A 16,537-nucleotide genomic window follows, 5' to 3' on the forward strand; every position below is an offset into this window, starting at 1 on the left:
TATTGACAAAAAAGTGACTTCGTTTTAATATTATAGCTATAAATCTTTGAATGCGCATTCATACAAAAGGAGTCATTATGGTTTCATCAAAGGATGTAGCAAACAGAGCCGGTGTTTCTCAATCAACCGTATCCCGCGTGTTAAATGAACCTGACAGAGTAACTAAAGCCAATCTGGAAAAAGTCAGGAATGCTATGAAGGAATTGAATTATCGTCCTAACACCATAGCGAGATCTCTTGTTAACAAACGAACGAAAACGATTGCATTAATTTCCGGGCCCTTACACAATCCTTTTTTCGTGGATACAACAACCTCAATCGTTAATTACGCCAATGAAAATGGCTACCAAACCAACGTCTTTTTTGCAAACGATGAAGACAACTTGTCTATTTATGAATCGGTACTGTCAGCGCAAGTGGATGGTATGATCATATCCTCCATATTTATGGATGATCCGGTTTACAAGGACCTGATGTCTTTAAAGACGCCCTATATTATGTTTAACCGGAAACATAACAAAGGAGGGAACTTTGTAGAAATAGATAACGAAAAAGCAGGGGAAATGGCCGCTCAACATTTATTGGAATTGGGTCACCAGAGAATTGGTTTTATTGGAGGCCCATTGCATACATCTACCTTTTATGGAAGGCATGCCGGATTTGTGAGAGAAATGCAAAGGAACCAAATGACTATTGACGAGCACTTAGTCAGGGAAACGGATACAAGCGAAAAAAGGGTTAAGGAAGCCGTTCTAATGATGTTGAGTAGAAAAAATAAACCAACGGCTATATTTGCCAGCACAGATTCAATTGCTTTATTTGTGATCGACATCTTAATCGAATTAGAGTACAGCATTCCAGAAGACATTAGTATTTGCGGCATGGATAACATACGAATTTCAAGTCATCATTCCTTTAAACTGACAACAATAGGCCTGCAGATAAACACAAATTTAGGAAGGTTAGGGATTGAGTATCTAATCGATGCAATTGAGGGCGACCAATCGTCTCAAAAACCTGTGCAAATTACTTTAGATCCTGTTTTGTATCAAAGAAACACGACTCGTAAATTATAAAACTTTGTGAATGCGCATTCAAAAAATTGAGGTGAACACATGATGGAAGCCACTGTATTTGATTGTAAAAAACAAGAGGGTTATTCCTCTTTTTATTATCCTCATTACTATACAGAGTGGATGGTTACCTATCGTTCCATTTACGGTCATCGGAAGGAGAAAGTAACTACAATGACAGATAGCGTGAGGGGAGGCAGCGGTATAGCCAATGAACTTCCTTATCTTCGCAAAGAAGATATTATTGAGTCCGACGTAATGGAAGAAAAGATAACTGAACAGGCCTCAATAGAGGAAGCATTTGAAACACTGCGCCGACATTATCTTTATAGAGCAAAATCTTGGAGTGTGCCAACGATAGAGCTTTTGGCAAGTCAATGGGTGTATATACCTTATCAATTAATCGAAAAAACCGGAAGGTTCAGCAAGAAAACAAAAACCTATTTATTCGAACCAATGTCCAATTCCTTAGATAAAATTGATAAGTTTCCGGAGATTTATAAGTTCATAGAAGGGAAGGTAGGAAAAATATGAATTTTCTTGTTATTGGAGCCGTTATGATTGTCGGAACCTGGATAGGAATGGCAATTGTTCTATGGAAAACAAATTTATTAAATGATGATTAGGGGGCGTTGAGCAATGACTGATTCTATTACTATCTATTCTTGGATATTTATGGCCCTTTTCATAGCGATGATGCTTGTTCTGGGTTGGGTTGGAATGAAAAAAACAAATACAGCTGACGATTTCGCCACTGCCCGTTCAAGTTACGGCCCTTTTACGATCGCGCTTGTGATCGCTGCGGGGATTTCGAGTGGTTCCACTTTTATGGGGATGCCTGGCCTTGCCTATGATATAGGAACACCTAGTTTGTGGTATCCATTACTTTACCCAATCGCAACAGTTATCGGGATGGTATTTGTCGCTAAAGTTATCAAAAAATACGGTGATAAATACGGGACGAGAACAATCCCGGAATTTATCGGTGAACGTTATCAAAGTGACTTCTTGCGCATAGCCTTAACGATCATTTCCATTTTATTAATCTTTTATGTCGTTTCCCAATTTGTAGCGGCTGCCACCATGTTCCAAACGATGATGGGTGTCGAATATGAAACGGGCCTTATTATCACAGGGGTTGTTCTTTCCATCTATGTGTTTATGGGCGGCTCGCATTCGGACATTATGACGGATGCTATTCAAGGGTTTTTAATGCTTGTTGTCGCTGTTGTCGTATTTTTTTCCTTCGTTGGCAGTGTCGGTGTCGATGGTGGCTTTGGCGATATGCTCTCAACCATTGATGAAGAAAAACCGCAAGGTGGATTCAATCAATTATTCTTGCCCGGAGATGACACCTACGGTTCCTTTTGGCTAGTAGCCCTGTTGTTTATTGCCCATCTTCCTTTTGCTATACAACCACATTTAGGGAATAAATTTATGGCGGTAAAATCTGGCCGCGATCTAAAAAAACTTATCATGTATTGTACGGTCATTGCGACCACCCTTCCATTAATGGCGCTTGGCGGCATGCATGGAATCGCGGTTATAGGCAGTGATGCTGGTATTAATCCGGATCAAATTATACCAGTTTTGTTTAGTGAAATTTTTCCGCCAGCCATAGCAGCTTTCTTTGCTATAGCGGTGTTGTCTGCTGTAATGTCGACTTCGGATGGTCTAGTCGTTTCGATTACTCAACTGTTTGCCAATGATTTATATCGTAAAACGATCGTACCGAGGATTCAAATCACGAAAGAAAAGGCAGAACGCAATGAACTTTTAATTAGCAGATACAGTACCTTTGTTGTTATTATTGCTGCAGTTATAGTTGGTTGGACACCACCAGAGTATTTGTCCATATTTATGTGGATTGGTATTGGTGGTATCATGTCAGCTACAGCCGGTCCAATCATCGTCGGAGCTCTATGGAAAAGAGCAACGAAACAAGCCGCCGTATCTTCACTATTGGCGGGCAATGTTGTATATTGGATTGTGTATTTGCCATTCGGTTTCGATTTTTCCAATCCATTCGGAGCAGCAGGTATAGCGGTCTTGGTCAGTATGATCGTGATGTACGTTGTTACTATGTTCACATCTCCTCCCCATAATAAATCGAAATAAAAAGGAGCTGTTATTATGTCTCGATCTTTTGTATCACCGCAAAAACTTGTAACAGGAGAAGGGGGAATGCAACAGGTTCCGTCGCTCATTCATTCTTTTAATGCCCAAAAAGTGATGGTATACGCTGATCCAGGGGTTATTGATGCAGGTGTTGTTCAAAAACTTGAAACGCACTTACAAGGGCAGGGGATAGAGTATCAAATTTATTCAGAGCTTATACCGGAACCTCCGTTAGATATAGGCAATAAAGCTTTACAGGCGGTAAAGAAATTTGATGCCGATCTTGTCATCGGAATTGGAGGAGGCAGTTCTCTTGATATTGCAAAAGCTGCCGCAGTATTAAAGGACCATGAAGGTAATGTGGAAGATTATTTAAACCTATCCGGCACAAAATCAATCAAAGATAAAGGCTTACCTAAAATAATCATTCCTACAACATCCGGTACTGGCGCAGAAGTAACCGATATTGCTGTTTTTTCTTTGGAAAATACGAAGGATGTCCTCACACATGAACATTTAATTGCTGATGTAGCAGTGGTGGATCCCGAATTGACTTATACGGTACCGCCGAAAATTACAGCTGCAACCGGCGTTGATGCACTCACGCACGCGGTTGAATCCTTAACTTCTGTTAATGCGACACCTTTAACCGATGCGTTGGCATTAGATGCTATTGAACGTATCTCTTCCAACATCCGAACTGCTGTATGGAATGGCGGCAATATAAAAGCACGCAGAAATATGGCGTGGGGAAGCATGATTGCCGGTTTAAGTTTTTACAACGCCGGGGTGGCTGGTGTCCATGCGCTTGCCTACCCATTAGGAGGCGTTTATAAAATTCCTCATGGTGAAGCGAATGCTGTGCTCCTCCCATATATATACGATTTTATTTGGCCGTCTTGCATTGATAAAATGACTGTCATGGCAGAAAAATTAGGGATCAATACAGAGTATATGAGCAAACGGGAAGCAGCTATTGCCGCAGTTCGTGAATTGAGTAATATTGTGAAAGAGGTCGGTATTCCGAGCAATTTGCAGTCATTTGGTGTTAAAGAAAATGATTTGGACTTGCTCGCGGAAGAAGGTATCAAACAGAAAAGATTACTAGATAGAAGCCCTATGCCATTTACTCAGGATGATATCCGGGATCGATATAGAGCTGCCTTTGAGGGTGAATTAAAATTCGGTGAATAACTACTCAATGAGCCAACACCGATGGGATGTTGGCTCATTGTTAAAAGTGACAGTTTTCTCGCCCTTTTTTGTGCCATAAGAGTCCACCGAAAGGCATGGTTATAAATATGTACAAAAAAATAATAGAACCGAGGGTTTCTGAAACAGACGGTGTTGGCCATATCAATAACACCACCTTACCCGTCTGGTTGGAAGCAGCACGGAATCCAATTTTTAAATTGTTCACACCGGATGATTCATTTGACAACTGGCGAATGATTATCCTCCATACATCGATTGATTATGTAAGCCAGATTTATTTTGGAACAAATGTTGACGTGTACACATGGGTGAAGCGGATCGGGAACTCAAGCCTAGAATTAGATGAAGAGATTCATCAAAGTGGTACGATTTGTGCCCTTTCAAACCTGAAATAAGAAGAAATGACATTTTTTAAATTTCACGTACTGCATTATATATATAACAACACTAGCGTTGCATAAATATAGTTAGAAATTTCAGTAATATTGTTTACAGTCATCGAGTAAAAAAAAGATAGCCCTGAACAAAGGGTCGCTTCCAATTGGAAAAATTATACATTTAAGACCTTTAGTGCCGACAACAAGTGATGTTTTTTATGGAACGGAACGGTTGTCAAACTTGCGTATCCACACCCTTGATGATTTCCACAGGGCAGCTTTGAGCCACCGGGAGATCTGTAAAATTCTCTTTTCGCTGTTTGTCTCCAGCTGTATAAGTACATGAAGACAATACACAATAAGCGCAAGAAAGATTTGATTGTGGACAGCGGTTTCGTCGAATCCATAAAACGACTTGATCTTTACATGCTGTTTCAGCCATTTGAAAAATAACTCAATCGCCCAACGATCACGATACAAATCTGCGATTTCTTCCGCACTTATATCAAAACGATTCGTAATCAGAAGAAGTTGGTTGCCTTTGGTGTCATCCACTTTTAGAAGGCGAAACCCATTCTCCGTGCGGTTTTGATAGGTTCCGATCACCACCATTTGATCGGATAGCACAGGACTGTCCTCAGCCAGAGAAAATGATTCAAGGACACGTACAAAGGCATTTTTCCGAAGCCGGGAAACAAAAAAGTACCCATCATCGGTCATTCGATCAAAGCGTTCGTAATCAATGTAGCCACGATCAAAGACATACATGGCTTCCTTGTCATCGACCAGCACTTCGAGTTGTCCGCGGTCGTGCTCCTTCGCCGGTGTCATAATTGCCTTGTCCGGATAGGTGGTGTGGCGATCCATATAAACCAGGCGCAAGTGAAGCTTAACACCTGCTTTCGTTTTCCTGAACGCCGCCCATCTGTACCGCGTGAGATCAAGAGGGATCGTGCTTGAATCGATGGTCTTTAACGGCATACGAGGGGATGATCGTTGGTGAAAGTGCCGAATGTGTTGCACGAGATCCACAAAGATCGTCGACAACAGGGAAGGATCGATCTCTCGATGTTTCCGCGACAGTTGGGAAGGGCTAATGGCTCGGAAACCAACCGCCTGTTGAAGGTCTTCATCTAACAAACCGTCCGAAATCGCCGCGAGGCTATCGGTCTCTTGTAGGTGTGCAAGGAGAAACAATTTGATATAAGCTTCGGTTGTCAGCTTTTTCGTATAGGCATCTTGACGTAGGCTCGTCACTTGTTCTTGCAATTGTTGAAAATTAATCGGTGAGATCCATTTACCAAATGAAGAAAATAGGGTATGCTTGTCCATATTATGGTCCTTTATATTAGATTTGGACAGGATACCACCCGTCGTTCCATTATAAAGGATTTTTTTATGCACCAATCCTCTTATTTTTGAACATTCGATGTCTTATGATGATTCTGTCTCAATTAATGCAATGCTAGTGATCCACCTTATAAAAATAAATTGGGTCTCGTGAAGAAGTTTCTGAAGTAGGGGAAGGGAGCTCAGGCGATGATCCGTTATTCTGACTTATATGGTAGTGTTTATGAAACAAAAATCTTGAGTGGAGACGTGATGTAAAGAACGATGAAGTATTAGTAAAAACCATATGAGGCTTCATGAGGATCGGAGCAGAGCTATCGCAATCTAAAGCTTCGCAGACATCATCCAGGTTTGATGAATGCCATCAGAAAAGGTTAAACTTAAAACTGCTGGAAATCAGTGTTAATTAGGCATCAAACGCGTGGTTCGTAGTTTTAACAGATGATTGATGAAAGAGGATTCGTGGGATGAAAATGTACACATTAAACAGTACGCTGCAGCTGCCCATTACTCGTGACGATGCGTGGGGATTCTTCTCTGATCCCAATCAGTTGGGAAACATCACGCCTGATAATATGTCTTTTCAAATTCTTGATGAACTTTCCGACCCGATGTATGCAGGTATGATCATTCGCTATCGTATTCAGCCTTTCGCCGGTTTTCACGTACATTGGGTCACTGAAATCACGCACGTTCGCGAAGGGGAATATTTCGTGGATGAGCAGCGGTTTGGTCCGTTTCGGTTTTGGCATCACCAACACCGATTTCATGAAATAGAAGGTGGCGTTGAGATGCGGGATACGGTGCATTATGTGATGCCGTTTTCCATATTCGGCCGTCTCGTTCACCGACTTGCCGTTCACAAACGTCTTGAGGAGATTTTTTCATTTCGCAAGAAGCAATTGGAAGCATACTTTGGGAAAATGGATTAATAAGCGATTCCGACGCGCGTGTGAATGAACGCCTCCTGCTGGCTCATTTGTCTGTAAGCAAAATCCGCCGTATCGCCGACCGAGATTCGTTTGCCGTTTTCCGGTAGATAATTTTCCTCCACCCGGTAATTCCCTTCGGCCGAGCCGTTGATCAAAGCGGTTGGACAGACGATCAGCCATTGCAGATTTGATTCTTTTAAATAGTGGTAAGCAGCCAAGTGGTCTTCGGCGGCAGTGGTTGATCTTCGTTTTGATTCACTGGACTGAAATCGGTATCGTCCCTCTTCGGTGCGGCTGTTTAGAATACCTGCGGTACCGATCGTTATGATTCTTTTGATACCATGGTGTTTCATTTCCTGAATGATCAAGGGCATGCTTCGGGACAGGGTGTCATTTTTGTCCGTATTTAGTGCATTGATGATAATATCCGCATCAACCATCGCCTCTGACAGCTTCTGCTGATCCAGGACATTTCCTTGGTGGATGGTTAAACGATCATTGGCAATATCCAACTTTTCGGGGCTGCGAACCAGCGCATTTATGTGATGTTGATCATTCACTGCCAATCCGGCAATGATGTTCCCAACCCTTCCGGTTGCACCTAAAAGCAGTATTTTCATCCTCGCATCACCTCATATATATTTGAAAAGGAGCCTCAAGTTAGTGATCACATCTCGGAAAAACGTCGGCAAAGCTGCAGAGGCAGTATGGGCAGCGAATAAGTATTTTGTGATGGCTTGTTCACAAGCACAATATCGTCAAATTAGCACGGCTTTTCGCCCCGATCAGCGTGATCTGCTGCATGCTTATGAGCAGTTATCTGAAATAGAACGTGCTCATCAAACAGTTGCCAGTGCAAATCTCCCCGAGCTTACCAATGCCCTCTATCATATGCTCGGTTATTTCAAAAAAGAGCTTTGCCGTGATGAACGGCAACAAATGAATCAATTGATTACAAATAAACCGGAGACAGCACTGCAAGATCTGGAAAAGCTCACCTTTGAACATGAGAAACCGTATTTAATGCCTTGCCGTTTATGGCGGAGACAAATCGGTTTTAATGAAGTTCCCGTAGCGATGAAGATCGGTGGGAGTCGTTATGCGCCTTATACGTGGAAGTGGTATGGGGATCATTTAAAGCAGCATGAGTAATGATAACCCCTTTCTCTTCCAGGTTTTCAAGACATTCGTTCAGGTAGGTATCGTTGTGCTCAGGATATATAGGGGTTTCCTTTATTGAAATGCGCTCCAAAGAGTGATGGCGATCACAGTGTTTTCCCCGATACAGCGGATTTATCCATAATTCATCGACGCGATATCCTCTCTCCTGCATTTCGTCCATCACGCGCTGGTGATATAGATAAAGGCGGTAAGGACTGTATTGGAAAACATAATTCACGGTTGAATGGGGCTTGTCCCAACCTTTTCCCCGTAATGCACAACATTCCCGATGCTGGCCCAGCAATTGCTGGCGTGGTAAAAACGGAATTAAATCATCATGCCATAAGCGCATCTCATGTAATCCTCCAGAGGTATTTCTATCATTGTGACACAATTTCGCCCGTAAAAAAAGCCAATCTTCCCGAAGAAAGAACGGCTTTCGTTCGTTTTTCAATGTACCTTGAACGTTTGTATGCATTCCTGTACAAGTGTTGCACCTTGACTCATTGCGACTGTGGCCACTATTTTTCATCCCCTTACTTTTAAGTTCATCATTAACGTTCCTCATTTTTATGTCTGTATTCTTAGATAAAAGTTTGGAAAATCCTTCAAGTCGACGTCTTCTGCATAACTGGATGACCGTGAGGAATGCTATTTTATTAAGGATAAGACGCCAAATGTAGGGGGTTGTGTTTGATGTATGAGCTGGAATCACGAATCAACGGATTGGAAATGACGGAAAAAGAATTGGAACAAAGGCTAAAGCCGCTTGGCTTTGATATGGGAGGCAACTGGGAGTACGATCACGGCTATATGGATTATAAAATGGACGAGGATGACGATCACGGCTACCAATTTCTGCGTATACCTTTTTTCGCAACCGAAGGTGAAGTCGGGAGTGACAAGACTAAGGTTGTTTTAGGGACACCGTTCCTTTTATCTCACAGATATGAGGCCGGAATAGCCGAAGAAGCGAATCCGGTTTTCAGCGCATTATGGAATCAATTTGCCTCCCCCGAAGAGAAAGACGCCTATGTTGAAGATCAATACGTTCAGGAAGGGAAGAACCTTATCCGAGAGGTGGAACAGGCACTATTGGTATAGAATGGCTGAAATAGTGTCCAGTTTAAAATTCCAATGTTTTCATGCAAATGTGTCGAAAAAAGACATTATCAAAACTGCAGAAAAGGGACAATATGACGTCGATAACTTTTGATATAAGGAAATTAATGGAAATATCGATATCTGCAGAAACGTATTAATGGCAGTTTTTCTAAAGAATAAGCGAAGGTGACTCGCTTGTTCTTTTTCGCGAGTGGCAGCACATACGCTATTATAGGGTGCGAGTCCCGAATGCAACCGAACAGCCGGTAAGCATTAGCTAACAGATAGTGCGATGACCGCGAGGTATTGTGCGGAGGATCTGAAAGCAAATCCCTGAACAGAGCTGAAACCCATATTGGGGCCCATGTTGGCACGCGAGCGGGATGGCGCCCGGCGTAGACAAGGTAACGATTGGAGACTATGAGGCAGAGCTGGAGGACAATCTAGAAGTGCTCCACCAAAAGCTGAAAACGAAGGACTATCATCCAAAACCTGTCCGCCGGAAAACCATTGAGAAAGAGAATGGAAAGAAGCGTCCGCTAGGGATTCCTACCGTGGAGGATCGAGTGGTTCAAGCGGCGATCCGAAACATTCTCGAACCGATCTTTGAGGAAGACTTCCTGTCGTGCAGTTACGGATTTCGCCCAAATATCAGCGCTCATATGGCGCTTGCTCAGGTAAGCAAACACCTCTGAGAGGGCTATGAGTATGTCATTGATGCGGATCTGCAAAGTTACTTTGACACGATCCCGCATGACCGCTTGGAAACCCAATTCCGTAGACGAGTCACGGATGGCTCTGTTATTCAACTCATCAATCAATTTTTGAAAGCAGGGGTTATGGAAGGAGCGCTGTACGAAGATACGCCCTTGGGCGCACCGCAAGGTGGGTTATGCGAAGCTTTGCATAAGGCGGCCCGTTAAGTCCGCTCCTTTCCAACATTGTTCTAGATGAACAAGAAAGGCTTATTGGCGAATGGCCCACAGCCCTATCTTGCATAGAGTCCTCGGTGACCGGTACTAGGTCAAACAAGGGCTCAAGAGTCTTTTCAAACGATATCAAACCATGCGTTGGATTTAAATGAAACCGCCGTATACGGAACCGTACGTACGGTGGTGTGAGAGGTCGGCGGTTAGTCACCGCCTCCTACTCGATTTACTCAATGATGCGCCCATTTCCTTTTGCTTACATACGATGAAAGCGTACCTTCATTGGCTTGCGATCGCAGTACTTATATCTGCTACTCCCTGTGCGCCAACTGTGAGTATGTATGCGGAAAATTATGGCGGGGATGCTGCGCTCGCTTCGGTCGCGGTATTCATTCCAAGCCTTGCGGCTGCATTTACACTGCCCTTGTTGTTTGCGATTTTACACTTACTTGCTTAACTGATTGTTCATCGTCTTCTCAAGTTATATATCACCTGCAGCAAAACGATGATAACTAGAAGGACGGTGCTAATGAGAGCAACCCACCTGATGGTCTCTTCATCACTTCTGATAAAGATAGCCAGGTAAGACCAGATAAACACAAGTGGATACCAAATATCCCGGTTTAGCCGTGTCAACAAAATAGCAACGACAGTCAGAATCATGAGTATTACAACGCTCCATCCCAATTCCCCCGTTCCTAAAAATGTTGTTAAATTACTTCGGGAAAAGCCGGTGAATACGTTCACAATACTGGCTACAGATACCCAGCCCAAATAGATGGAAAACGGAAGACGATCCATCAAACCACTGTTTCGATTTCGTTTAATGATACGATAAAGAGGGATAAGGGAGAATAGCAAGAGAAAGATAACAACGGTTGAAAGGAAGATATATTCTTGGGTAAATGTGATAATCCAAGCACTGTTCAGCAGAAAGTTGATCGGGATAAGCGCCTGAGTGTCTCTATATACATTCGTTTTCTCATCACGTACAAATAAACCTCTGATGATCCAGACGAAAAGCAGGGCATAAATCAGCCCCCAAATTGAAAAAGCATAACCTGCCGGTTGAATCAATGCGGGCTGCTCATTTGCGACATCGCCGACACTTGAACCTACGGAATAATTGATGAATAACATTAAAATGAAAAACCCCATGTTCACGATGAATATTCGCAGCACTGGTTGCAACGTCGTCAACCCCTTCATATGTAGTGGCTTAAGATTATACACGAAATGATGGTGGGAAAAAATCATTTACCCCTTGTTATTTGGCATGAGAAACCCCAGTATATATACTAAGCTATATAACAACGTTAACAAGGAATAAATTGAATTGAGTAAACGACAAATGAAGAAGATCAATCGCATACAAGAGCCCGCATATTATCGACAGCTGAAAAGTTGTTTATGGAAAAAGGCTATCGAGGTGTGACGACCAGGGAAATTGCCGCAAAATGCAATATTTCACAACCTGCCCTTTTTATCCGCAATGCTGGAAGTTTTTGTTAAAAACGTACAATTAACGTTTCCGAATCGTGGTAAGATCCACAAGTCGCCGATGAGATAGGCTGCCCCTGTTATAGTAAGGCTGATCCAAAGGGTATTCCCAAATGTGATGCCGAAAAATGGACATATAATCAGCTCTAGTACAGCAGTGATCATAAGAAATTTAATGATTAAAGCTAAGACATGATACATTTATCCAACCTCCAGTCTATTCGTTTTCTATTATAATGTGCCCATATGTTTCAGTCATAACATGCCAAGGAGCTCGGGGTTTAATGAAAAAGGGAGCAATCGTTTGAAAATCAGCGAATGTTAAAGTCTATGGCATATGTGGCCAGTAAATCAACATACATAATTATGGAAATTCATTTCGAAACACGATATATTGGAATCCGCTATGTGAAAAATCATTGTACGGGGTGAGGCTGTGGATATTTTCAAACAATTAAGCCGATTTTACTGGCCGTATCGGCGTTATTTTTTTGGGTCGATTTTTGCCTTACTGTTTGTGACCGGTTTCACCGTAGTTTATCCCATCTTTTTACAGCTTGCCATCGATGAGGGGATCGTCAATCAAAATTTCTCGATCATACCGCTCCTATCCATCGGCTTCATCCTGATCATGTTGCTCAAGGGGATCGCGGCTTATTTTAATCAATATTGGGGCGATGTCTTCGGCATTCGCACCGTTTACAAGTTACGGGAAGGGCTCTATGAAAAATTGCAGTTTATGCCTTTCCGATATTATGACAACGCCAGGACCGGCGATTTAATGTCACGTCTCACCGCTGATGTGGAGGCGTTTCGCTTTTTTCTTTCTTTTGGCTTCGCGCAAATTTTCAATTTCGTCCTGATCGTCACGTTCAGTCTCGTGGTCATGTTTTATTATTCGCCGCAGCTTGCTGTTGTTACCTTGTTGATGATGCCGCTGCTCTTTTTTACCGTGCAACGGTTTGACAAGTTCGTGCACCCGGCGTTTAAAAATATACGCATCTCCATGGCGAGCCTGAACACGCGCGTGCAGGAAAATGTGAGCGGGATCAGTACGGTGAAATCGTTATCGCGGGAAGATTTTGAAATGAATCGTTTTGATGAAAAAAATACGCATTATCGCGATACCTATTTATATACGTCCGGCATATGGGCCCGTTACTTTCCGGTCATGGAATTTATCGGTAATTTGACGGTCGTTTTCTTGCTTGCTTATGGCGGTTATTTGGCGATTTACGGCACACTCAGGCCCGGAGAACTCGTCGCTTTTTTTAGTCTCGTCTGGTACATCATGGGTCCGCTCATGAATCTGGGCTTTATCATTAATACGTTTAGCCAATCAAAAGCCTCCGGAGAACGATTGCTTGAAGTTTTAAATGAAAAAGAAGATATTTATGACCGTGAACACGCACGGCCGGCGAAAGATATTCAAGGCGACGTTGCTTTTCGAGGGGTGACGTTTAAATATCCCGGAGAGGAAAAGGCAGCCCTTCAGGATATTGACTTTCAAGTCCGGGCCGGCGAAGTCATCGGGTTAATGGGCGCGACCGGCGCCGGGAAATCAAGCATCACGCAATTGGTTGCCCGCTTTTATGAGCCGAGTGAAGGCGAGGTGCTTATTGATGGCGTTGACAATCGCGATTACACGGTTCGGTCGCTACGTGAGCACATCGGGTTCGTTTTGCAGGAGCCGTTTTTATTCAGCTCCACGATTCGCGACAATATCGCTTACGGAGAGCCGGATGTGTCGATGGAGAAGATCATCGATGCCGCCCGGCGCGCCGATGCCCATGAATTTATAGAGGCGCTTCCGGATGGGTATGAGACGGTGCTCGGTGACCGGGGCATGGGTTTATCCGGCGGCCAGAAACAGCGGATCTCCATCGCACGTGCTTTGTTGATCAATCCGAGTATCCTCATCCTTGATGACGCGACAAGTGCCGTTGATATGCAGACGGAATTCAAAATTCAGGCCGCGTTCCGGGAACTGATGCGAGGGCGAACGACGTTCATTATTGCCCATCGGATTTCCAGCGTTCAGCACGCGGATCATATTTTCGTTCTGGATGAAGGAAAGATCTCAGAACGTGGCAGTCACGAGCAATTGCTGGCGAATAACGGTTTGTATCGTCGCATTTACGATATTCAATACCAGGATATGGAAGCCGTGCACACGACCAGTTGAGAGGAGGGAGGACAGTTATGGCGCAAGAAACGAGCCCGCGGGTCATGGGGCGATTTCGCTACAGTCAGGATACGGCGATCGAGAAGCCGTTTAACTGGGGAAAATTAGTGCGGCTGTTTGCCTATATGAAAACGAGTAAAGGGCTGATTCCGAAAGCGATTATCGCGATGATGATTACGACGGCGGTTCGGCTTGTCGTTCCGCTCATCATCGGTCAGTGGGCGTTGGACAGCGCCCTTGCCAACGAAGATTATGGCTTGATGCTGCAGCTCGCCGTGTTCGCGTTATTATTATATATTTTTTCCTTAATCGCCAATCGTTTTCGGATCAAATGGACGAATGAAATCGGGCAGGATGCGATTCATGCATTGAGAAAACAATTGTTCAACCATATTCAAACGCTCTCCAATCGTTTTTTTGACTCGCGGTCGGCCGGGTCGATTTTAGTGCGCGTCGTCAATGACATCAATGCTTTGCAGGAGCTGTTCACGAACGGGATCATCAATTTGCTTATGGATGTTGTCATGCTCGCAAGCATTATCGTGATTCTTTTTGTGTTGAGTCCGCCTCTGGCTATTGCCGTGTTGATTGTCGTGCCGATCATGTTCGTGATTTCCACGAAATTGCGCCGGCGGATTCGGCGTTCCTGGCAAGTCGTGCGCATTCGCCAGGCGAAGCTCAATTCCCATTTGAACGAAAGCATTCAGGGCGTGCGCGTGACGCAGTCTTTCAGCCAGGAAAAAGCGAACATGGGCTATTTCGACGGGATTAACCGCGAAAATTATGATGCCTGGGATGAAGCATCACGCAAGAGCGCGTTTTTTCGCCCGTTTGTGGAAATGTCGAACGCGTTAGGGTCGGCGGTGCTCATTTGGTACGGGGCGTACTTGATTTCGCAAGGGACGATTGAGTTCGGGGTGCTCGTCTCGTTTGCCTTTTATCTCGGCATGTTCTGGGAGCCGATTTCCCGGCTCGGGCAAGTGTACAATCAATTGCTCGTGGCGATGGCGTCCTCGGAGCGGATCTTTGAATTTTTGGATGAAGAGCCGAATGTAGTAGATAAAAAAGACGGCGACCGGGCACGTGATTTGCGTGGAGAAATTGCTTTTGAGGGCGTGACGTTTAGCTACGATGACTCACGGAAAGCGCTGGATGAGGTGTCGCTTCGCATGCCTGCCGGTCAGACGGTGGCGCTCGTCGGCCACACAGGATCGGGGAAATCGACGATCGCTAATCTGATTGCCCGTTATTATGATCCCACGGGCGGGGTTGTGTGGTTGGATGGCAAAGACATACGCGATTATCGTTTAAAAGAATTGCGCGAACAGGTCAGTACTGTTTTGCAGGATACGTTTATTTTTTCCGGTACGATTATGGAAAATATCCGCTTCGGACGGCCGGACGCGAGCGATGAAGAAGTGATGCAAGCCGCGGAAGCCATCGGTGCCGACGAGTTTATTTTAAAATTGCAGGACGGTTTTGAAACCGAGGTGGAAGAACGGGGCAACGTCTTGTCCGTCGGAGAGCGCCAACTGCTTTCTTTTGCCCGGGCGCTCCTGGCTGACCCGAAAATCATTATTCTCGACGAGGCCACCGCCAGCATCGACACGGAAACGGAGCTGAAAATACAAAGGGCGTTGGGGAGGCTATTAAAAGGTCGCACCTCCGTGATGATCGCTCACCGCCTGTCGACGATCCGGGACGCGGATAATATTATTGTGTTGGAGCAGGGGCAGATTTTGGAGCAAGGGACGCATACGGAATTGATGCGGGAGAGGGGGAAATACTATGACCTCGTCGTGAGCCAGTTCCAGGCGCTGGATGGGTGAGGGGGTCGCTTGGAGTGCGAGCTCGGTCAATGGGCACCCAACCGAGTCCGTTGGGGCGTGAATCGTGGTATGTTGCGGAAAAAAGTGCTTCAACCGAGTGCGTTGGAACGTGAATCGCGGTGTATAGCCGGAAAAAGTGTTCCAACCACATCCGTTGTAGTGTGAAGCATGGTGATCAGCCCGAAAAAGTGCTCCAACCGAATCCTTCTAGCCATAATACGAACCTTTCCCATGGCTATAGCGCGTAAAATTTTTCGCCAGAACCCTTTTCACTTTACTTGCTGAACTTTTAACCCCGCACCAGTCGTAAATCGTGTTGGTTGTAATCTTTTCGTTTGGAAAAAGAAATGTAAATGCTTCGACATTGCGCATGATCGCAGATTCGTTGTATTCTTCGTTCCCGCACGAGGGACATACCCATTTTCGCTCCTCGAGTTTCGCACCTTGATAAACCAAGAAAAAATGGCCTTTGAATCCGCATAAAATCCATAAAAAACCCGCATGAACACAGGGCTTTTGGTATAATTAAGGTACCAATCCAAATCATGCCAAAAGGACGTGTTATCACATGCGGGGAAAAACCAAAGAGATTGAAAAAGTAATTCAAACTCATGGATTTTCAATTGATTCTATTGTAAGGGATGTTATGAAATCGTTCAACTTCCGCTCCCTTTGTCATAAGGTTGGATTCAAGAAACAGCAAGGATATCCCGTCACCGACATCATCACGTTAATGTTGGTGTTTCCGCTAATGCTTTTAAACA

The 16,537-nt window shown here is 44.2% G+C and carries 17 protein-coding genes and 2 pseudogenes; 14 read left to right on the plus strand and 5 right to left on the minus strand.

From position 1 onward, the window contains the following. Positions 1-77: 77 nt before the first annotated feature. From BLS58_RS07200 to BLS58_RS07220, 5 genes are all read left to right on the plus strand, one after another. Positions 78-1,076 (plus strand): LacI family DNA-binding transcriptional regulator, encoded by a 999-nt coding sequence (locus tag BLS58_RS07200; protein WP_090397442.1) that lies wholly within the window; start codon positions 78-80, stop codon positions 1,074-1,076. Positions 1,077-1,118: 42 nt separating this feature from the next. Further along, the gene (locus tag BLS58_RS07205) at positions 1,119-1,607 is read left to right on the plus strand and encodes a hypothetical protein (RefSeq protein ID WP_090397444.1); all 489 of its coding nucleotides are present in this window, start codon (positions 1,119-1,121) and stop codon (positions 1,605-1,607) included. A 105-nt stretch (positions 1,608-1,712) separates the two neighbouring features. Beyond that, on the plus strand, positions 1,713-3,191 hold the full coding sequence (locus BLS58_RS07210) for a sodium:solute symporter family protein (RefSeq protein WP_090397446.1): 1,479 nt from the start codon (positions 1,713-1,715) through the stop codon (positions 3,189-3,191). Positions 3,192-3,206: 15 nt separating this feature from the next. After that, entirely contained in the window at positions 3,207-4,385 is a 1,179-nt protein-coding gene (locus tag BLS58_RS07215) for an iron-containing alcohol dehydrogenase (protein WP_090397448.1), read from the plus strand. Between the two features lie 95 nt (positions 4,386-4,480). Next, positions 4,481-4,801, plus strand: coding sequence for an acyl-CoA thioesterase (locus BLS58_RS07220; protein WP_245723086.1), 321 nt, complete (start codon positions 4,481-4,483; stop codon positions 4,799-4,801). Positions 4,802-4,999: 198 nt separating this feature from the next. Here BLS58_RS07220 and BLS58_RS07225 read toward each other — a convergent pair whose 3' ends face one another. Beyond that, complete coding sequence (locus BLS58_RS07225) at positions 5,000-6,115, minus strand: IS4 family transposase (protein ID WP_090397513.1); 1,116 nt, start codon at positions 6,113-6,115, stop codon at positions 5,000-5,002. A 485-nt stretch (positions 6,116-6,600) separates the two neighbouring features. On the opposite strand from BLS58_RS07225, the gene BLS58_RS07230 reads away from it, so the two are divergent. After that, on the plus strand, positions 6,601-7,065 hold the full coding sequence (locus BLS58_RS07230; RefSeq protein WP_090397450.1) for an SRPBCC family protein: 465 nt from the start codon (positions 6,601-6,603) through the stop codon (positions 7,063-7,065). Here BLS58_RS07230 and BLS58_RS07235 read toward each other — a convergent pair. After that, positions 7,062-7,685 carry an NAD(P)-dependent oxidoreductase gene (locus BLS58_RS07235; RefSeq protein WP_090397452.1) on the minus strand — a complete coding sequence of 208 codons (624 nt, stop codon included), beginning with the start codon at positions 7,683-7,685 and terminating at the stop codon, positions 7,062-7,064. The genes BLS58_RS07230 and BLS58_RS07235 overlap by 4 nt on opposite strands. A 43-nt stretch (positions 7,686-7,728) precedes the next feature. Here BLS58_RS07235 and BLS58_RS07240 point away from each other — a divergent pair, with 43 nt between their 5' ends. Continuing rightward, positions 7,729-8,217: a DUF1722 domain-containing protein gene (locus BLS58_RS07240; RefSeq protein ID WP_176764653.1), complete on the plus strand. Its 489-nt coding sequence runs from the start codon at positions 7,729-7,731 to the stop codon at positions 8,215-8,217. Here the strand turns inward: BLS58_RS07240 and BLS58_RS07245 are convergent. Continuing rightward, a complete protein-coding gene (locus BLS58_RS07245; protein WP_090397455.1) occupies positions 8,123-8,578 on the minus strand; it encodes a TIGR02328 family protein in 456 nt (151 codons plus the stop codon). The genes BLS58_RS07240 and BLS58_RS07245 overlap by 95 nt on opposite strands. 344 nt (positions 8,579-8,922) lie before the next feature. On the opposite strand from BLS58_RS07245, the gene BLS58_RS07250 reads away from it, so the two are divergent. The 3 genes from BLS58_RS07250 (at position 8,923) to BLS58_RS17205 (ending at position 10,716) form a co-directional block, all read left to right on the plus strand. Further along, entirely contained in the window at positions 8,923-9,330 is a 408-nt protein-coding gene (locus BLS58_RS07250; protein ID WP_090397457.1) for a YugN family protein, read from the plus strand. Between the two features lie 383 nt (positions 9,331-9,713). Beyond that, positions 9,714-10,025 carry a reverse transcriptase family protein gene (locus tag BLS58_RS07255; RefSeq protein ID WP_090397460.1) on the plus strand — a complete coding sequence of 104 codons (312 nt, stop codon included), beginning with the start codon at positions 9,714-9,716 and terminating at the stop codon, positions 10,023-10,025. Between the two features lie 385 nt (positions 10,026-10,410). Beyond that, positions 10,411-10,716 (plus strand): hypothetical protein, encoded by a 306-nt coding sequence (locus BLS58_RS17205; RefSeq protein WP_143018885.1) that lies wholly within the window; start codon positions 10,411-10,413, stop codon positions 10,714-10,716. Positions 10,717-10,724: 8 nt separating this feature from the next. On the opposite strand, the gene BLS58_RS07265 is transcribed toward BLS58_RS17205, so the two are convergent. After that, entirely contained in the window at positions 10,725-11,441 is a 717-nt protein-coding gene (locus BLS58_RS07265) for a TspO/MBR family protein (RefSeq protein ID WP_342705517.1), read from the minus strand. Positions 11,442-11,642: 201 nt separating this feature from the next. Here BLS58_RS07265 and BLS58_RS07270 point away from each other — a divergent pair. Next, positions 11,643-11,744: pseudogene (locus BLS58_RS07270) on the plus strand (helix-turn-helix domain-containing protein); the annotation flags it as partial. On the opposite strand, the gene BLS58_RS18340 reads toward BLS58_RS07270, so the two are convergent. Beyond that, positions 11,727-11,960, minus strand: a complete 234-nt coding sequence (locus tag BLS58_RS18340; RefSeq protein ID WP_090397466.1) for a DUF2512 family protein — start codon at positions 11,958-11,960, stop codon at positions 11,727-11,729. The pseudogene BLS58_RS07270 and the gene BLS58_RS18340 sit on opposite strands and share 18 nt — an antisense overlap. 235 nt (positions 11,961-12,195) lie before the next feature. Here BLS58_RS18340 and BLS58_RS07280 point away from each other — a divergent pair, with 235 nt between their 5' ends. From BLS58_RS07280 to BLS58_RS17825, 3 genes and pseudogenes are all read left to right on the plus strand, one after another. Next, positions 12,196-13,944 (plus strand): ABC transporter ATP-binding protein, encoded by a 1,749-nt coding sequence (locus BLS58_RS07280; protein WP_090397468.1) that lies wholly within the window; start codon positions 12,196-12,198, stop codon positions 13,942-13,944. Positions 13,945-13,961: 17 nt separating this feature from the next. Continuing rightward, complete coding sequence (locus BLS58_RS07285) at positions 13,962-15,773, plus strand: ABC transporter ATP-binding protein (protein WP_090397470.1); 1,812 nt, start codon at positions 13,962-13,964, stop codon at positions 15,771-15,773. A 568-nt stretch (positions 15,774-16,341) separates the two neighbouring features. Then, a pseudogene (locus tag BLS58_RS17825) lies at positions 16,342-16,537 on the plus strand (IS4 family transposase); the annotation flags it as partial.

This window comes from Natribacillus halophilus (assembly GCF_900100185.1).
Taxonomy (GTDB): Bacteria; Bacillota; Bacilli; order Bacillales; family Marinococcaceae; genus Natribacillus; species Natribacillus halophilus.

Excerpts from the sequence above, each read along its gene's own strand:
- BLS58_RS07255 (WP_090397460.1), top strand. The coding sequence starts at position 9,714 with ATGGCGCCCGGCGTAGACAAGGTAACGATTGGAGACTATGAGGCAGAG.
- BLS58_RS07250 (WP_090397457.1), top strand. The coding sequence starts at position 8,923 with ATGTATGAGCTGGAATCACGAATCAACGGATTGGAAATGACGGAAAAA.
- BLS58_RS07285 (WP_090397470.1), top strand. The coding sequence starts at position 13,962 with ATGGCGCAAGAAACGAGCCCGCGGGTCATGGGGCGATTTCGCTACAGT.
- BLS58_RS07210 (WP_090397446.1), top strand. The coding sequence starts at position 1,713 with ATGACTGATTCTATTACTATCTATTCTTGGATATTTATGGCCCTTTTC.
- BLS58_RS18340 (WP_090397466.1), bottom strand. The coding sequence starts at position 11,960 with ATGTATCATGTCTTAGCTTTAATCATTAAATTTCTTATGATCACTGCT.
- BLS58_RS17205 (WP_143018885.1), top strand. The coding sequence starts at position 10,411 with ATGAAACCGCCGTATACGGAACCGTACGTACGGTGGTGTGAGAGGTCG.
- BLS58_RS07220 (WP_245723086.1), top strand. The coding sequence starts at position 4,481 with ATGGTTATAAATATGTACAAAAAAATAATAGAACCGAGGGTTTCTGAA.
- BLS58_RS07225 (WP_090397513.1), bottom strand. The coding sequence starts at position 6,115 with ATGGACAAGCATACCCTATTTTCTTCATTTGGTAAATGGATCTCACCG.
- BLS58_RS07215 (WP_090397448.1), top strand. The coding sequence starts at position 3,207 with ATGTCTCGATCTTTTGTATCACCGCAAAAACTTGTAACAGGAGAAGGG.
- BLS58_RS07235 (WP_090397452.1), bottom strand. The coding sequence starts at position 7,685 with ATGAAAATACTGCTTTTAGGTGCAACCGGAAGGGTTGGGAACATCATT.
- BLS58_RS07205 (WP_090397444.1), top strand. The coding sequence starts at position 1,119 with ATGGAAGCCACTGTATTTGATTGTAAAAAACAAGAGGGTTATTCCTCT.
- BLS58_RS07230 (WP_090397450.1), top strand. The coding sequence starts at position 6,601 with ATGAAAATGTACACATTAAACAGTACGCTGCAGCTGCCCATTACTCGT.
- BLS58_RS07200 (WP_090397442.1), top strand. The coding sequence starts at position 78 with ATGGTTTCATCAAAGGATGTAGCAAACAGAGCCGGTGTTTCTCAATCA.
- BLS58_RS07245 (WP_090397455.1), bottom strand. The coding sequence starts at position 8,578 with ATGCGCTTATGGCATGATGATTTAATTCCGTTTTTACCACGCCAGCAA.